13 protein-coding genes are annotated in these 15,970 nt (G+C 68.4%); 5 read left to right on the top strand and 8 right to left on the bottom strand.

Annotation, left to right across the window (positions count from 1 at the left end; all coding sequences use genetic code 11):
* Positions 1 to 36 precede the first annotated feature (36 nt).
* The 5 genes from yoaA to HF203_RS10410 all read right to left on the bottom strand — a co-directional run bounded on the left by yoaA (position 37) and on the right by HF203_RS10410 (position 7,256).
* On the bottom strand, positions 37 to 1,941 hold the full coding sequence (gene yoaA, locus HF203_RS10430; protein ID WP_168669391.1) for a DNA repair helicase YoaA: 1,905 nt from the start codon (positions 1,939 to 1,941) through the stop codon (positions 37 to 39).
* A gap of 35 nt (positions 1,942 to 1,976) precedes the next feature.
* Positions 1,977 to 2,753: a tetratricopeptide repeat protein gene (locus HF203_RS10425; protein ID WP_168669389.1), complete on the bottom strand. Its 777-nt coding sequence runs from the start codon at positions 2,751 to 2,753 to the stop codon at positions 1,977 to 1,979.
* 2 nt (positions 2,754 to 2,755) lie between these two features.
* Positions 2,756 to 5,128: a penicillin-binding protein 1B gene (gene mrcB / locus HF203_RS10420; protein ID WP_168669387.1), complete on the bottom strand. Its 2,373-nt coding sequence runs from the start codon at positions 5,126 to 5,128 to the stop codon at positions 2,756 to 2,758.
* Between the two features lie 410 nt (positions 5,129 to 5,538).
* On the bottom strand, positions 5,539 to 6,315 hold the full coding sequence (locus HF203_RS10415; protein ID WP_168669567.1) for an ABC transporter permease: 777 nt from the start codon (positions 6,313 to 6,315) through the stop codon (positions 5,539 to 5,541).
* A gap of 5 nt (positions 6,316 to 6,320) precedes the next feature.
* Entirely contained in the window at positions 6,321 to 7,256 is a 936-nt protein-coding gene (locus tag HF203_RS10410; protein WP_168669385.1) for an ABC transporter ATP-binding protein, read from the bottom strand.
* Positions 7,257 to 8,105: 849 nt separating this feature from the next.
* Here HF203_RS10410 and HF203_RS10405 point away from each other — a divergent pair.
* Entirely contained in the window at positions 8,106 to 8,858 is a 753-nt protein-coding gene (locus HF203_RS10405) for a TSUP family transporter (protein ID WP_168669383.1), read from the top strand.
* Between the two features lie 6 nt (positions 8,859 to 8,864).
* Here HF203_RS10405 and HF203_RS10400 read toward each other — a convergent pair whose 3' ends face one another.
* Positions 8,865 to 9,275, bottom strand: a complete 411-nt coding sequence (locus tag HF203_RS10400; protein WP_168669381.1) for a bacteriohemerythrin — start codon at positions 9,273 to 9,275, stop codon at positions 8,865 to 8,867.
* 236 nt (positions 9,276 to 9,511) lie between these two features.
* The gene (gene rsmI / locus HF203_RS10395; protein ID WP_168669379.1) at positions 9,512 to 10,363 is read right to left on the bottom strand and encodes a 16S rRNA (cytidine(1402)-2'-O)-methyltransferase; all 852 of its coding nucleotides are present in this window, start codon (positions 10,361 to 10,363) and stop codon (positions 9,512 to 9,514) included.
* A 38-nt stretch (positions 10,364 to 10,401) separates the two neighbouring features.
* On the opposite strand from rsmI, the gene HF203_RS10390 reads away from it, so the two are divergent.
* The 4 genes from HF203_RS10390 to HF203_RS10375 are packed head-to-tail and all read left to right on the top strand — an operon-like array spanning position 10,402 to position 14,595.
* Positions 10,402 to 12,246: a penicillin-binding protein activator gene (locus tag HF203_RS10390; protein ID WP_168669377.1), complete on the top strand. Its 1,845-nt coding sequence runs from the start codon at positions 10,402 to 10,404 to the stop codon at positions 12,244 to 12,246.
* A 7-nt stretch (positions 12,247 to 12,253) separates the two neighbouring features.
* Complete coding sequence (locus HF203_RS10385) at positions 12,254 to 12,610, top strand: YraN family protein (RefSeq protein WP_168669375.1); 357 nt, start codon at positions 12,254 to 12,256, stop codon at positions 12,608 to 12,610.
* On the top strand, positions 12,588 to 13,208 hold the full coding sequence (locus tag HF203_RS10380) for a BON domain-containing protein (protein ID WP_168669373.1): 621 nt from the start codon (positions 12,588 to 12,590) through the stop codon (positions 13,206 to 13,208). The genes HF203_RS10385 and HF203_RS10380 overlap by 23 nt, the downstream gene beginning before the upstream one ends.
* Positions 13,183 to 14,595 (top strand): FAD-binding oxidoreductase, encoded by a 1,413-nt coding sequence (locus HF203_RS10375; RefSeq protein ID WP_246221741.1) that lies wholly within the window; start codon positions 13,183 to 13,185, stop codon positions 14,593 to 14,595. The genes HF203_RS10380 and HF203_RS10375 overlap by 26 nt, the downstream gene beginning before the upstream one ends.
* Before the next feature lie 10 nt (positions 14,596 to 14,605).
* On the opposite strand, the gene HF203_RS10370 is transcribed toward HF203_RS10375, so the two are convergent.
* On the bottom strand, positions 14,606 to 15,166 hold the full coding sequence (locus HF203_RS10370) for a tetratricopeptide repeat protein (RefSeq protein WP_168669371.1): 561 nt from the start codon (positions 15,164 to 15,166) through the stop codon (positions 14,606 to 14,608).
* Positions 15,167 to 15,970 lie beyond the last annotated feature (804 nt).

Genomic DNA, 15,970 nt, shown 5'->3' with positions numbered 1-15,970 from the left:
TCCTCGATCGTGGAGATCACCCGGACGCGCCGGGCATCAATCGGCAGCGGCGAAGAAGTCGCGCACATCGGCGATGTCGCGGGTACGCGCGGTACGCGGCAGGCTGTCGAGGAAGGCGTAGCCATAGGAGCGCGAGAGCAGCCGTGGGTCGCACACCACCAGCACCCCGCGATCCTCGCTGCCCCGGATCAGCCGCCCCGCCCCCTGCTTGAGTGCGATCACCGCCTGTGGCAGCTGATAGTCGCGGAAGGGGTTGCCACCACGTTGACGCAACGCCTCGATGCGCGCGGCGAGCACCGGATCACCCGGCGAGGCGAAGGGCAGTCGATCGATGAGCACGCAGGAGAGCGCCTCGCCGCGCACGTCCACCCCTTCCCAGAAACTCGAGGTCCCGAGCAACACCGCATTGCCCAGCTCGCGAAAGCGTTCGAGCAGCTCGCCGCGCGGCGCCTGTCCCTGGACCAGCAACGGGTAGTCGATCTGGCCGACCAACCCGGCGGCGACCTCGCGCAACGCCCGGTGACTGGTGAACAGCAGGAAGGCGCGCCCCCGGCTGTAGCCGACCACCTCGCGCGCGAGCGCCAACACCTGCTGGTTGTAATCCGGCTCGGAGGGCCTGGATAAGCCACGGGGGACGAACCAGAGCGCTTGGGAGGCATAGTCGAAAGGGCTCTCCCAGCGCGCGGTCTGGACCTCATCGAGCCCGAGCCGGCGGGTGAAGTGGCCGAAGTCATCCCCCACCGCCAGGGTCGCCGAGGTCAGCACCCAGGCGGTGCCGGGGCGCCCCAACTGGGCGCGGAACACCGTCGAGACCTCGAGCGGGGTCTGATGCAGCCGAAACCCCCGCCCCTGCACCTCGAACCAACGCACCACCCGTTCATCCGGGTCGCCGACCAGCGTCTGCAGTCGCGCCAACAGCTCATTGGCGCGCTCGGCGCAGGCATCGAGCCCCTTGCCCCGGCCGCCGAGCGCGCCGAGCGCCGTAGCGAACGAGGCCAAACGCTGCTCCAGGGTATCAAGGACGCGCATCACCGCCGGCTCTTCCTTGAGCGCCTCCCAAGGGCCACGCCGTTCGCCCCCGAGCGCCAGACGCAGGTCCTGCAATACACGACGCACCCGGGCGCAGTGCTCGAGCAGCTCGGGGACGTCGCCGGCCTCGCGCTGGTACTCCAGCTCGGTGTCGCGCAGCAGATCCAGCAACTGGCGGCTACTCAGGGTCATGCCGAAGAAATTCGAGGCGGTATCCGGTAGCTGGTGGGCCTCGTCGAGGATGAAGCAGTCGGCACCGGGCAAGATATCGCCGAAACCCTCGTCCTTGAGCGCCAGATCGGCACAGAACAGATGATGGTTGACGACCACCAGATCGGCGGCCTGGGCCTCGCGACGGGCGGCAAGCAGGTGACAGGACTGCCACTGCGGACACTCCTGACCGAGGCAGTTATCGGTGGTCGAGGTCACCAGCGGCCAGACCGGGCTGTCATCCGGGAGCGAGAGTTCAGCGATGTCGCCGCTGCGGGTACTGGCCGACCAGACACGCACCTGTTCGAGGTGCGCGCGCAATACCCGATCGTGCCGGCCCGGCTCATCGAGCGCGAGCCCCAAGCGGTGGGCACAGAGATAGTTCGCCCGCCCCTTGAGCAGCGCGGCGCGCAGCGGCAGGCCGAGGGCGTCGCGGATCAGCGGCAGGTCGCGATGAAAGAGCTGGTCCTGGAGGTTGCGAGTACCGGTGGAGATCAGCACCTTGCGCCCGGAGAGGATCGCCGGGACCAGGTAGGCGAAGGTCTTGCCGGTGCCGGTGCCGGCCTCGCACACCAAGACCCCGCCGGCACCGATCACCTCGCCGACCCGTTCGGCCATCTCGCACTGCGGCCGACGCGGCCGGAACCCCGGCACACGGGCGCTCAACGGCCCGCCGTCACCGAAGACCCGCGCAAGCTCCATACCATCCACCCTGGCCGTCGCCGTGCCCGTCGCGCTCAACCGCCGCTGGCGCGACGCTCGGCCTCGCTCGCCCCGGCGACATCACCAGCGCGCCGCCGGACATCGGCGATGATCAGCCAGTTGTCGCGACGGATGGCGACATCGCCACCGGCGAGGTTGTTGGAGCGCGAGGCGAGATTGCCGGCCTGTCCGGTCTGGCCCTGTTCGAGCCGAACCCGCGCCAACCGATTCCACAGATAGGCCTGCTGCGGGGCGATGCGCAGCGAACGCTCGAGCGAGGCGGCAGCGCCGGCATAGTCACCGGACTGACGCTGGCGCTCGGCCTGACGAGCCAGCGCTGCGGCGGCGGTGGGCAGATCGGGCTCGGTCACCGCCGGTGCCGGGGTCGGCGCCGGCGCCGGTTGCACCACCGGCTGCTGGGGCGTGATCACGGCCGCGGTGCGCGGTCCCTGCGGCGCGGGCGCGATACCCGGCGCGGGTGCACTCGGGCGCGACTCGGCCGGTGCCGGCGATGGCAATGGCGTAACCGTCGGCGCCTCGGAGACCAGCGCCGGCGCCCCTGGACCAGCCGAGGCTGGCGGGGCGACCGGTGTCTCGGGCGGTGGCAGCTGCGCCGGATCGCGATAGGCATAGACCTGGGCCTCGGGCTCGGCGGCGACCGACTGCTCGGTGCGCGGCTCGGCCGCTTGTGCGACCGGCGCCGGCTCGGGGCGCGGCGTCACCCGGACTACGGGCGCGGGGTCGCCCTGACGAGGTTGGCTGGCACAGGCACCGAGCACCAGTGCGGCGATCAGAATGATGAAGACACGCATCGTCAATTGTAGAAATCACTCATGAAGAGATTCTGTTCCCTGGCGGGCTGTTGGCGCTGGGGCGACTGCGCGGGCGGCTGCCCCTCACCCTCGACCACGGCCTCGCCCTCCTGCGCCTGGCCTGCCGCATCACCACCACAGCGCTCGGCGTCCGGGACGTAATCGGCCACATAGGGCATCTCCGGACCACCGCAGACCTGGGCCTGCACCACCCCTTCAGGCAGCAACGGGGTCAACGGCTCGTTCTCGAGCTTGAGCATGAAGTCCCCCCAAACCCGCAACGCACCACTACTACCGGTCAAACCCATCGGCTTGAAGTCGTCGCGACCCACCCAGACCACGGCGACCTTGTCGCCCGAGAAACCGGCGAACCAGCTATCGCGCAACCCATTGGTGGTGCCGGTCTTGCCGGCCATACGCTGCCCCTCGGGCAACTGGCGTCCGAGCCAACCGGCGGTACCACGCTCGACCACCCGCTGCATCGCCCAGGTGGTGAGATAGGCCGCGCGCGGATCGATCACCGCCTCGACGGCCAGGGGGTAGCGATTGAGCGGGCGCCCCTCGGCATCGACCACCTCGCGGATCGCCCGCAGCGGAGAGCGATAACCACCGGCGGCGATCGACTGATAGACCTGTGCCACCTCCAGTGGCGAGAGGTTGACCGCACCGAGCAGCATCGCCGGCACCTTGGCGATGCGCCGCTGCGCACCGAGCCGGTACAGGGTATCGACCACTTCATCGACCCCAAGATCCATGCCCAGATTGACGGTAGCGAGGTTGAGCGAGCGCACCAGCCCTTCGTAGAGCGGGATCTCACCATAGACCCGGTGGCTGTAGTTGCTCGGTTCCCAGCGCGCCCCGGTGCCATCGGGGATGCTGACCGCCTTGTCCTCGATGATGGTCGAGAGGCTATAGCGATCGGGATGGGTGAGCGCGGTGAGATAGACCGCCGGCTTGACCAGTGAGCCGATCGAGCGCACCGAGTCGAGCGCGCGGTTGAACCCGGCATAGGTCGAGTCGCGCCCACCGACCAGCGCCAGCACCTCGCCCTGGGCGACCGAGGTGACCACCGCCGCGGCCTCCAGCGAGCCCTTGCGCTTACCCCGTGCCGTCTCGATCGCCTCGAGGCGCTCCGGCACCGAGCGCTCGACGGTGGTCTGCACCAGGGGATCGAGGGTGGTGAAGATATTCAGTCCCTCGGAGCGCAGATCCTCATCGCGATAGTCGCGCTGCAGCTGACGCCGCACCAGGGTGATGAAGGCCGGGTACTCCCCAGCCGGACGACCACCACCATCGACGACCCCGAGCGACTCGGCCTTGGCCGCGACGGCGGTTGCAGCATCGACCACGCCATCGCGCACCATGATGTCGAGCACCAGGTTACGCCGCTTGAGCGCGGCCTCGGGGCGACGGCGCGGGTCCAGACTCGAGGGCGCTTGCACCATACCGACCAGCAGCGCGGTCTCGGCAACACTGAGATCGGCCAGCGACTTGTTGAAATAGAAGCGGCTGGCCAGACCGAAGCCGTGGATCGCGCGACTGCCGTCCTGGCCGAGGTAGATCTCGTTGGCATAGGCCTCGAGGATCTCACCCTTGGTGTAGCGACGCTCCAGCAGCACCGCCATGAACGCCTCCTTGAGCTTGCGCTCGAAGGTGCGATCGGCGGTGAGATAGAAGTTCTTCACCAGCTGCTGGGTCAGGGTACTGGCCCCCTCGACCACGCTACCGGCCATCAGGTTGCTATAGGCGGCACGGGCAATACCACGCGGGTCGACCCCGAAATGACGCTCGAAGCTACGATCCTCGACCGCGTAGAGGGTATGCACCAACAACTCGGGCAGATCCTTGCGCCGCACCAGGATGCGATCCTCGTTGTGGGTCGGGTAGATGCTCGCGATGAGCATGGCATCGAGCCGCACCAACGCCGGATCGGGGCCGCCGTCGACGGCCTCCACGGCACTGACCCGGTGGCCATCGAAGGACACTCGCAGGCCCCGGCTCGGCTCACGCCCGTCCCAGAAGCGGAAGGGCCGGGTACGCAGCACGATCTGCTCGCCATCGCGGTGATAACTGCCGGGGCTGGTGGGTTCGGTGAGACGCCGATAGTTGAGCCGCTGCAACTCCTGCTCGAGTTCGCCGGCGGTGAGCTGGCGCCCGGCATAGAGTTCCAACGGTCGGGCATAGACGCGCGCCGGCAGCGCCCAGCGTTGCCCCTCGAATTTGGCGCGCACGATGCGATCGAGGTGGATGCCATAGAGCGTGGCACCGAGCCCGATGGCGAGCGCGAGCAACAACCCCGCGCGGATCAGGAAACCGAGCACCTTGCCGCCATACCTGCGCGGCGGCCGACGGCGTACTTTGCGGGTGGTCGCCATGGGCTCAGCCCCGCCCCCGCGTCATCACGCGGGCGCTCGGTTGAGTGATTGCATGCTGGAATCGGGGCATCGCTGGCACGGGCCGTCCTGAGTCTCGCTGTATTCAGTCATTTATGGTCCCATTTGCGGCGGCGGCGCACAACTGCGCGCCGCCAGCCGCCAGCCGCCAGCCGCCAGCCGCCAGCCGCCAGCCGGAGAGATTGAACCGCCAAGGCACGAAGGACGCGAAGAGAAGAAGGGCTTCCAGCTGCCAGCCTCCAGGTGAGGAAGCTGGATTGCCTCGTACCGCCGCAGTTGACCGCAAACCGATACTGGAGGCTGCTTGCTGAAGGCTGGTCGCTTTCTTCGCGCCCTTCGCGCCTTGGCGGTTCAACCTGCTGACAGCTGCAAGCCGAGTCGCTCTCGACGACTCAGTTCTTGATCCCGATGCCGCGGCGCAGCAGGTGCAGGCTGTAGGCGGCGAGCGCGACGATGAAGGCGGCGATCATCGCGAAGCCGATGCCCAGCGGGATATCGCTGATGCCGAGCAGGCCGTAGCGGAAGGCATTGACCATGTAGAGCACCGGATTGACCATCGACACCCCCTGCCAGAACTCGGGCAACAACTCGATCGAGTAGAAGACGCCACCGAGATAGGTCAGCGGGGTGAGCACGAAGGTCGGCACGATCGAGATGTCGTCGAAGCTGTTGGCATAGACGGCATTGATGAAGCCACCGAGGGCAAAGAGCACCGCGGTCATCAGGAACACCAACAGGGTGACGCCGTAGCTGTGCACGCTGATGTCGGTGAACAGCATCGCCACCACCATCACCGCCGTCCCCACCAGCATGCCGCGCGCCGCGCCGCCGGCGACGTAACCGGCGAGGATCACCCAGTTGGGCGCCGGCGAGACCAGCAGCTCCTCGATATAGCGCGAGAACTTGCTGCTGTAGAAGGAGGAGACGACATTGGAGTAGGCGTTGGTGATCACGCTCATCAGCGCCAGCCCGGGGACGATGAACTCCAGGTACGAGACCCCGTCCATCTCGCCGATCCGCTCACCGATCAGCCGCCCGAAGATGACGAAATACAAGGTGATGGTGATCACCGAGGGCAGGATGGTCTGCACCCAGATGCGCGAGAAGCGCAGGATTTCCTTGGTGAAGATGGTCTGGAAGGTGACCCAGTAACGTCGTGTCTCGACCATCGTGTTCAAACCCCTTCACCGGCATCGGCGGGACGCTGCTCGACCATGTCGAGGAACAGCCGCTCGAGCCGATTCTGCTTGTTGCGTAGGCTGATCACCTCGATGCCATTGCGCGAGAGCGCCTCGAACAGCCCGTTGATGGTGTGCTCGCGATTCATCTCCACCTCCAGGGTGCAGTCGTCGAGGTGCTGGAGGACGAAACCGCCGAGTTCGGGCAGCTCGCTGACCTGCCCCTTGAGGTTGAGCACGAAGGTCTCGGTGTGCAGCTTGCCGAGCAGCGCCCCCATGGTCGAGCGCTCGACCAACTCGCCGTGCTGGATGATGGCAATGTTGCGACAGAGGCTCTCGGCCTCCTCCAGATAATGGGTGGTGAGGATGATGGTGGTGCCCTCGGCGTTGAGTTCGCGCAAGAAGGACCACATCGAGCGGCGGATCTCGATATCGACCCCGGCGGTCGGCTCGTCGAGGATCAGCAGCCGCGGCTGGTGCACCAACGCGCGGGCGATCATCAGCCGGCGCTTGAGGCCACCGGAGAGTCGGCGCATCTCGGTGTCGCGCCGGTCCCAGAGATCGAGCTGGCGCAGATAGCGCTCGGCGCGCACCTTGGCCTCGCGCCGCGGGATACCGTAATAGCCGGCTTGGTTGACCACCACCTCGAACACCGGCAGGAACAGATTGAAGTTGAACTCCTGCGGCACCAGACCGATGCACGACTTCACCCGCTCGGGTGCGCGATCGAGATCGTGACCGAAGACGCTGACCCGGCCACTGCTCTTGTTGACCAGCGACGAAAGGATGCCGATGAAGGTCGACTTACCCGCCCCGTTGGGGCCGAGCAGCGCGAAGAAGTCCCCCTCCTCGACCCTCAGATCGACCCCCTTGAGCGCTTGGAAGCCACCCTTGTAGGTCTTGGTGAGTTGCTGGACATCGAGTGCGAGCATGATGGAAGTCTGACGGATTGCGACCGATTGAGCGGCGGACCGACGGCCCGCGCGTAGCGGCCCGCCAACGACCGGGCCGGCGGATCTGGATAGCCGACTACTCTAGCGGCGCCGGCCGCGCGCTCGCAAGCGGCGCCGCCAGCCGCGAGGAGACCGAACCGCGAAGATACCGTCTTGCCCGTCAATCGCCGATCATGCACACCAGCCTCGCCGACTGGAGGCTGGATGCTGATCGCTGGAAGCTGATTCGAACCGCAAAGACACCAAGGGCGCAAAGGAGGAAAGTGCCCCCAGCGGTCAGCCGCCAGTGGCGGCCTCCCCTCAAACACCGCCGCCAGACACCTGCGCAACGGCGGGCGGCTGGAGAGGCTAGCGGCTGGCGGCTAAAAACCCTCAGCAACATCTTCGCGCTCTTGGCGCCTTCGCGGTTCAACCCGCTGGCGGCCGCCTGGTGACGATGTTGATGTTGGGTTGCCCGTCCTGAAGTCCCGAGGATTCGTCGATCGGTGGTGTATGGGCAACCCAACCTACGGGCTGGAGGCTGGTCGCTGAAGGCTTTTCTCCCCTTTGCGCCCTTGGTGTCTTCGCGGTTCAACCGCGCTGGCGGCCGCCTGGTGGCGATGTTGGGTTGCCCGTCCTGGAGTCCCGAGGATTCGTCGATCGGTGGTGTATGGGCAACCCAACCTACGGGCTGGAGGCTGATCGCTGAAGGCTTTTCCCTTTGCGCGCTTCGTGTCTTCGCGGTTCAAATACCCTGTTCGCTGGCAACTGGAAACCGGCAGCGTCGGCAACGGCTGACGCACGCTCGGCGAGCGCTGATAATGGGGCGTTTTTGCCTCGCCCCACGCCATGCTCGATACCGTACTCTGGCTGCTGCCGGTGGCGCTCGCCGCCGGCCTCGTCGACGCCGTCGCCGGTGGCGGCGGACTGATCACCCTCCCGGCACTGCTCTGGGCCGGACTCGGTCCGGTCGAGGCGCTGGCCACCAACAAGGCCCAGGCGGTCTTCGGCAGCGCCACGGCCACCGTCCATTTCATCCGTCGCGGTGCCATCGCGCTGCGCGAGGCGCTACCCGCGGTGCTCTTTACCTTCATCGGCGCCGCGACCGGGGCGGTGCTGGTACAGCACATCGACGCCGCCGCGCTCGAGCACGCCATCCCGCTGCTGCTAATCGGCTTCGCGCTCTATTTCTGGTTCTCGCCCCGGGTCAGCGACATCGACTCGCACCAGCGCATCGGTCACTGCGCCTTCGCACTCACCATCGGTCTCGGGGTCGGCTTCTACGACGGCGTCTTCGGGCCGGGTACCGGCACCTTCTTCGCCATCGCCTATGTCTCGCTGCTCGGCTACAACCTACGCCGGGCGACGGCACACACCAAGCTACTCAACTTCACCAGCAACCTCGCCGCGCTGCTCTTGTTCGTCAGCGGTGGCCACGTGCTCTGGGAGATCGCGTTGGTGATGGCCGGCGGACAGCTGGTCGGCGCCTGGATCGGCGCGCATCTGGTGCTGCGTCACGGCGCCGCGCTGGTGCGCCCGATCCTGGTGGTGGTCTCGATCGCGATCTCGGCGCGGCTGTTGTGGGAACAGCTGCTCGGCTGAGCGGGCTCAGGCCGCGTCGCCGCTCTTGATGTGGAGCGAATAGAGCATGTCCTCGTCGGCGATGTGGTCGATCAACCAGTCCTGGGTGATGTCGAGCGCGCGCTCGGCCAGATCCTGGGTGGGACCGAACATCTGCAGCTCCTGCTCGAGGGTGTCGAGCCGACGGAAGAAGGCCGCGTGCTGCTGCAGGTGCTCCTTGAGTTCGGGATAACCGTGCTCGGTCATGAACGCCTCCTCGGTGGAGAAGTGACGCTCGGCGTACTCGCGCATGAAGGACACCGCCCCCTCGACCGCCTCCTTGCCCTTACGGTCGAGGATCTCGTTGTAGAGCTGGTGGGAGGCGGCGAAGAAGCAGCGGTGCTGCTCGTCGATCTCGGGGATACCGATGGAATAGACGTCGGACCAATCTTTCAGCATGGGGTGATACCTGTGGGGTGGGACGGTGCGGGCGTGACCAGCGGTGACCACGCCGGAACGAACGGCGACTGTAGCCGAGGACGACGCCAGCCGCTAGCCGCAAGACGGGATCGTACCGACCGCAGCCCCGGGGAGGAGGGGGCGTCAGCGACGAGGTGACGTGTCCGGCGCCCGCGCCAGCGACGCATCGACGAGCCCATGGACGCGCACCCGGGCATTGGGCGACCGCGACCGCCCTACCCCTTCCCGCCCAACTCCAGCTCGACGCCGAGACGGTAGAGGGCGTTGGTCTTGGCGCCGGTGACCTGCGCGGCCAGCGCGGCGGCGCGACGCAGCGGCAGCGCCTCGGCGAGGATGCGTAGCACCCGTTCCTGCTCGGCGCGCTCGGGGGCAACATCGCCGCGCCGCCCCTCGACCAGGATCACCAGCTCGCCGAGCCGCTGCTCGGCATCGGCCTCCAGACGCTCGGCCAAGGCCGCCGGTGGCGCCGAGAGGAAGGTCTCGAAGCGCTTGGTCAGCTCGCGCCCGATCACCGCCCGGCGATCGCCGAGCACCGCGGCCAGGTCGCGCAGCGTCGCCACCGCGCGCTTGCCGCTCTCATAGAAGATCAGGGTGCCGGGCTCGGCGGCGAGTGACTCGAACAGCTCCACGCGCTGCGACTGACCGCGCGGCGGGAAACCGAGGAAGAGGAATCGATCGCTCGGCAGCCCGGCGGCCGAGAGCGCGCAGATCAAGGCGCTCGGTCCCGGCACCGGCACCACGGTGAACTCGCCCGCGCGCGCCGCGCGCACCAACTCGTAACCCGGATCGCTCACCAATGGGGTGCCGGCATCCGAGACCAGGGCGACATCACGCCCCTCGGCGAGCGCCTCGAGCACCCGCGCGCAACAGCCCTCGGCATTGTGCTCGTGACAGGACACCATGCGTGCCGAGATCCCCAGATGGGCGAGCAGCCTCCCCGTCTCTCGGGTATCCTCCGCGGCGATCAAATCGACCGTATTCAAGGTGTTACGCGCCCGCTCCGAGAGATCGGCAAGATTGCCGATCGGCGTGGCCACCACGTATAGTACTCCGCGACTGCTTTCCATCGTCCCCACCTCCGCCGGCCACCGAGCGCAACGGAATCATGCAAAAGAACAAGAATCGCGCCCCTTCATCCCCGCTGTCCACCCTGGGTTTCCTAACCCTCTTGATCCTGCCCCTGCTACTCACCGCCTGCGCGGTCGACCCGATCTGGGAGGAAGGACAGGCACTCGCCGAGGTCAGCGCCACCGAACTCGACCAGGCCGAGGCGCTGGCCGCCTCGGGACGCTCGGCCCAGGCCGCCGAACGCTATCTGGCGCTGGCCGCCGAGGCCGAGCCCCCGGCCCGCGCCCAGCTGCGCCTCAAGGCCGCACGCATCCTCCTCGCCGCCGGCGACACCAGCGCCGCACGCAAGGCGCTCGCCGCGATCCGCCAGGGCGAACTCAGCGCCGCCCAGCGCGAGCTGCTGTTGCTCACCGAGGCCGATCTGGAACTGCTCGAGGGCCGGCCGCGCGAGGCCGTCGCCCGGCTCGAACGGGTCCGTCACCACGCCCTGCCCGATGCGCTGCAGCTGCAATACCACGGGACCCTGGCCTCGGCCGAGCGGCTGCTCGACCACCCGGTCGCCGCGGCACGGGCACTCGACGTGATCGACACCCTGCTCGACCGACCGCAGGCCCGACTGGTCAATCAGGTCTCGCTGCTCTCGACCCTGTCGCAGGCCGATCCCGACCGGCTCGACACCCTCGCCGACGAGGGCAAGGGACGGATGCGCGGCTGGGTCGAGGTGCTGCGGCTGTGCCAGCGTTGGGGCAATGACCCGGTCGCCCTCGCCCGTGAGTATCGAGCCTGGCGCGGCGCCCACCCCAGACACCCGGCGCTGCCCGAACTGGCCCGCGCCTATACCAGCCAGCTGTCCAGCGGCTATGCCAAGGACGCGGTACTGACCGTGCTGCTGCCGCGCGGCGGGCGCTTCGCCGGGGCGGCCACCGCAGTACGCGACGGCATCGAGGCGGCACGCGCGGCCGACGACAGCGGCCACCGACCGGCGCTGCGCTTCATCAGCAGCACCGACCCCAAGGCGGTGCGCCGACTCCACGCCCGCGCCACCCAGGGCGGGGCCGACTATGTCATCGGCCCGCTGCAGAAGGCCGGTGTCGACGCGCTCTCGCGCGCCGGGCGACTCACCGTACCGACCCTCGCGCTCAACGAGACCACCCATCGCGAGGGCCATGCCGAGGGGCTCTACCAGTTCTCGCTCTCGCCCGACGACGAGGCCGCCGAGGTCGCGCACAAGGCGCGCGCCGCCGGTCTCAGGCGTGCCCTGATCCTGCGCCCCGAGGGACGCTGGGGCGAGCGGTTGGCACGCACCTTCAGCCACCACTGGCAGGGACTCGGCGGCATCATCGTCGCCGAGCGCACCGTCGATGCCAGCAACGCGGCCTATGCCCGCCAGGTCACCGAGCTGACCCGAAACACCGCCGCCGATCTGGTGTTCCTGATCGCCACCCCGGATCTGGCGCGACTGGTCAACCCGCTCATCAACAAGGCCAGCGCCGGGCGGCTGCCGGTGATCGCCACCTCGCACGTCTACTCCGGCGGCTTCGAGCGGGTGCGCGATCGCGACCTGGTCGGGCTCTATTTCGTCGACATCCCCTGGATGCTCGGCGTCGGCGGCCAAGGCCCGCTGTCGCGCTACCGGATGATGGCCGGACTCGACAACACCCCGGACCCGCTCGCCCGGCTCTATGCCATGGGCATCGACGCCTATCGCCTGGCGCCACGCATGGAGGATCTCGCCCGCCACCCCGGCAGCCTCTACCCGGGACAGACCGGCGGGCTCTCGGTCGACGCCTCGGGACAGATCCGCCGTCGTCTCAGCCTCGCGCACTTCACCGTCGACGGGCCGCGCCCGGTCGAGGTCGAGGCCCTGCGCGCGGCGCGCTGAGGCCCCGATGGCGCTGCTCCCGGGCAAGCTCGGCGCGGCCAAGGAGCGGCTCGCCGAGCGCTATCTGCGCGCCCACGGGCTCACCACCGAGGCGCGCAACCACCGTTGCCGCCAGGGCGAGATCGACCTGGTGATGCGCGACGGCGACACCCTGGTCTTCGTCGAGGTGCGCTATCGCCGCAGCGAGCGCTACGGCAGCCCGGCGGCGACCGTCGACGCGCGCAAGCAGCGCCGCCTGGCGGCAGCCGCCGCGCACTACCTGCAGCGTCATCCGACCATGCTATGCTGCCGCTTCGATGTGGTCGCCATCAGCGGCCAGGACCAGATTCAGTGGGTGAAACATGCCTTTTCGCTCGACGCCTGAGCGCGCGCGCACGAGGCGCGCGGCAACCCTAGCGCTCGTTCTCGCCAGCAGCCTGCTCGGCGGCTGCGGCGCACTGGTGGTCGGCGGCATCACCGTCGGCGCCGCCGCGCTCTACGACCGCCGCCCCTATTACGTGGTCATCGACGACCAACACATCGAGATGAACGCGATCAGCGCCATCCAACAGGATCGGGAGCTGCAGGACCACGCCCGCATCTCGGTCACCAGCTACAACTACAGGGTGCTGCTCACCGGCCAGGCCGAGCGCCCCGAACTCGCCCAGCGCGCAGTCGACAAGGTGCGCCGTCTGGCCAAGGTGCAGCAGGTAGTCGACGAGATCACCATCGGCCCGCGGGTGAGCCTGGCGCGCAAGTCCGAGGACGCCTACCTGACCTCGCGGGTCAAGCTAGCGCTGACCAAGGTCGATCTCGAAGACTTCGACGCCACCCGGGTGAAGGTCGTCAGCGAGGACGGCGTGGTCTACCTCATGGGACTGGTCAACCCCGCCGAGGCCGATGCCGCCGCCGAGAAGGCGCGCTATGTGCGTGGCGTCAAACGCGTGGTGAAGCTCTTTGAATACCGTCCCAGCAGCCGCTGAGCTGCCGCGCGCGCTGCGCGACCGACTCGCCGCGATCGCCGGTCCCGGCAACCTGCTCACCGCCCCGGCCGACTGCTGGCCCTACGGCTACGACAACAGCCGCCGCCACGCCCTGCCCCAGGCGGTGGTGTTCGCCACCGACGAGGCCCAGGTCGCCGCCCTCGCCGAGTGCTGTCACGACACCGGTACGGTGCTGACCGCACGCGGGCGCGGCACCGGCACCTCCGGGGCCACGGTGCCCGATCACGGCGGCGTGGTGCTGTCGTTCGAGCGCATGGACCGGATCCTGCAGATCGACCCCGACAACCGTCTCGCGGTAGTCCAGCCCGGGGTGACCAACGGCGCGCTACAGCAGGCGCTCGCCGCGTCCGGCTTCTTCTGGCCGCCGGACCCCTCCAGCGCCGCCACCTGCACCATCGGCGGCAACCTCGCCTACAACTCCGCCGGACCACGCGCGGTCAAGTACGGCACCCCACGCGACAACACCCTGGGGCTGCGCGCCGTCGACGGGCGCGGCCGGGTGCTGCGCACCGGCGTGCTGACCACCAAGGGCGTGGTCGGCTACGACCTCACCCGGCTGCTGATCGGCTCCGAGGGCACCCTGGGGCTGATCACCGAGGCGACGCTGCGCCTCACCCCGCTGCCCGAGACCAAGCGCACCCTGCGCGTCACCTATGGCGACATCCACGGCGCCGCGGCGGCGGTCTCGGCGATCATGGCGCAGCCGATCACCCCCTGCGCGCTGGAGTTCATGGACGCGCGCGCGCTGGAGATGGTCAGCCGCTATGCCGGGCTCGAACTGCCGGCGGGTGCCGGCGCGCTGCTGATGATCGAGGTCGACGGCCCCGAGGCCGGGATCGAGGCCGCGCTCGCGGCGGTGGCCGAGGCCGCGCGCGCGGGCGCGCCGATCGAGCTGCGCCGGGCCAACGGCGCCGCCGAGGTGGCTGCGCTGTGGAAGACACGCAAGGCGCTGTCGCCGGCGCTGCGTCATGTCGCGCCGAAGAAGATCAACGAGGACGTGGTGGTGCCGGTCTCGCGCATGGGCGCGTTCATCGAAGGGCTCGACCGGCTCGGGCGCGAACACGCCATCACCATCGTCAACTTCGGTCATGCCGGCAACGGCAACATCCACGTCAACCTGCTGATCGATCCCGACGATCCCGACGAGGTCGCCCGCGCCGCGACCTGTCTGGACGCGGTCTTCGCGCTGGTGATCAGCCTCGGCGGCACCCTCTCGGGCGAGCACGGGGTGGGGCTGGAGAAGCGCGACTTCGTCGATCGCGAACTCGACCCGGTGGCGCTCGCACTGATGCGCGAGATTAAGCAGGTCTTCGACCCCGCCGGCATCCTCAACCCCGACAAGGGGCTGCCGCCCGCCGGCGACTGAGCGGCGCCGCTCAGACCACCTCGAGCGCAGCGGTCTCGGCGCGCGCGGCAGCGGTCTCGCGCAGCGCCTGGGTCAGCACTCGACGCTCGACGGCATCGAGCTGCTCATCGACGGCGGCGAGATCGGCCTCGGCCCGCGCCCGGCGACACCCCTCACCATGCAACGCCACCAGCATCGCCTCGGCCAGCGACGAGCCGGCGGCGGCGGCCTGACTCAACCACAGCACCCCGGCGGCATCGTCGCGACCACCGCAGCGCCCGACCAGCAGATCCCGCGCCAGCCAGCACATCGCATCGGCATACCCGGCCCGCGCCGAGCGGGTGAACCACTCCCGCGCCGCCACCGGCCGATCGAGTTCGAGCAGGCGCAGCGCCAGATCGCACTGCGCCTCGGCATCGCCGCCATCGGCGGCCAGCACCAGCGCCCGGGCCTCGGCATCGAGCGAACGCTCGATCAGGGCCAACACCTCGGTCAGGGGCACCGAGGTGCGCTTGCCCCGTCCCTCACGAATCGCACTCAAGCGTCCATCCTGGATATAGCGCCACAGGGTGCGCTTGGTCAGTCCAGTCACGGCGCTCGCGGTATCCAGACACACCGACGCCACGAATTCCTCCAATCCTTCATCGAAACCAAGGGCCCATCAGTCTAAATCGTCATCACGAAACAACGCGAATGATTCCACGCGTCACAACCCATCACCGAGACAGCGACCGACTGTCACACCTTAGAGCTGTGACAAGCCAGTGCACAGCGGTCACCATGAGCGCCAGACGACACCACCCACACCGCCAATCACTCAATAGCATGGACACCATGAACCCAGACGGGTCGCCCATTCACCAATGACTTTATCATCACAGCACCACAACTCACGAAGCAGCCTGCGCCGCAATCAATCGCCATGAGTCATCGAGTCCATCCGGATTCATCGATCATCGACGGAGGGCATTGATGAGATGAACGAAGACGAGGGCCATCCAGCGACATAGATCGCCAGCACCGCCGATCAGGGAACCGCGTGCCAGGCCATCGCAGACGCGCTGCCTCGGTCCACGTCACGCATCCACGCCGACAGGGCCGTCGGGCACGCCCTCGACAAGGAAGGCGATGGACAAGGCCGCAAGCGGTCGTCACGGCCATCACCCGGGACAGCGGCGGCGCTGTCACACCCCAGCATCGTGTACGCCCACCCGCATCCACGCCCTGTCGTACCCGAGCACCGGGACAGCGGCGGGCGACGGACGACGCATCAAGGGGTTAGCAGTGGCCGTGCAATTGGCCCGAGACTTGTAATGCATGGTGCAGGGGCGGGGGGGGGGGCGCGGGGGGGGCGCCCCCCCCCCCCCCCCCCCCCCAACGCAGCCCCAAGGGAGTA

The sequence above is a fragment of the Marichromatium bheemlicum genome (genome assembly GCF_012276755.1).
Classification (GTDB): domain Bacteria; phylum Pseudomonadota; class Gammaproteobacteria; order Chromatiales; family Chromatiaceae; genus Marichromatium; species Marichromatium bheemlicum.
The sequence above is the reverse complement of the archived record's forward strand: the minus strand, read 5'-3'. Positions and strand labels throughout refer to the sequence as shown.

Bases quoted from the DNA above. Each gene is read 5' to 3' on its own strand.
- HF203_RS10385 (WP_168669375.1), top strand. From the start codon at position 12,254: ATGGCGCTGCTCCCGGGCAAGCTCGGCGCGGCCAAGGAGCGGCTCGCC.
- HF203_RS10390 (WP_168669377.1), top strand. From the start codon at position 10,402: ATGCAAAAGAACAAGAATCGCGCCCCTTCATCCCCGCTGTCCACCCTG.
- HF203_RS10415 (WP_168669567.1), bottom strand. From the start codon at position 6,315: ATGGTCGAGACACGACGTTACTGGGTCACCTTCCAGACCATCTTCACC.
- HF203_RS10405 (WP_168669383.1), top strand. From the start codon at position 8,106: ATGCTCGATACCGTACTCTGGCTGCTGCCGGTGGCGCTCGCCGCCGGC.
- HF203_RS10410 (WP_168669385.1), bottom strand. From the start codon at position 7,256: ATGCTCGCACTCGATGTCCAGCAACTCACCAAGACCTACAAGGGTGGC.
- HF203_RS10400 (WP_168669381.1), bottom strand. From the start codon at position 9,275: ATGCTGAAAGATTGGTCCGACGTCTATTCCATCGGTATCCCCGAGATC.
- mrcB (WP_168669387.1), bottom strand. From the start codon at position 5,128: ATGGCGACCACCCGCAAAGTACGCCGTCGGCCGCCGCGCAGGTATGGC.
- HF203_RS10380 (WP_168669373.1), top strand. From the start codon at position 12,588: ATGCCTTTTCGCTCGACGCCTGAGCGCGCGCGCACGAGGCGCGCGGCA.
- yoaA (WP_168669391.1), bottom strand. From the start codon at position 1,941: ATGGAGCTTGCGCGGGTCTTCGGTGACGGCGGGCCGTTGAGCGCCCGT.
- HF203_RS10425 (WP_168669389.1), bottom strand. From the start codon at position 2,753: ATGCGTGTCTTCATCATTCTGATCGCCGCACTGGTGCTCGGTGCCTGT.
- rsmI (WP_168669379.1), bottom strand. From the start codon at position 10,363: ATGGAAAGCAGTCGCGGAGTACTATACGTGGTGGCCACGCCGATCGGC.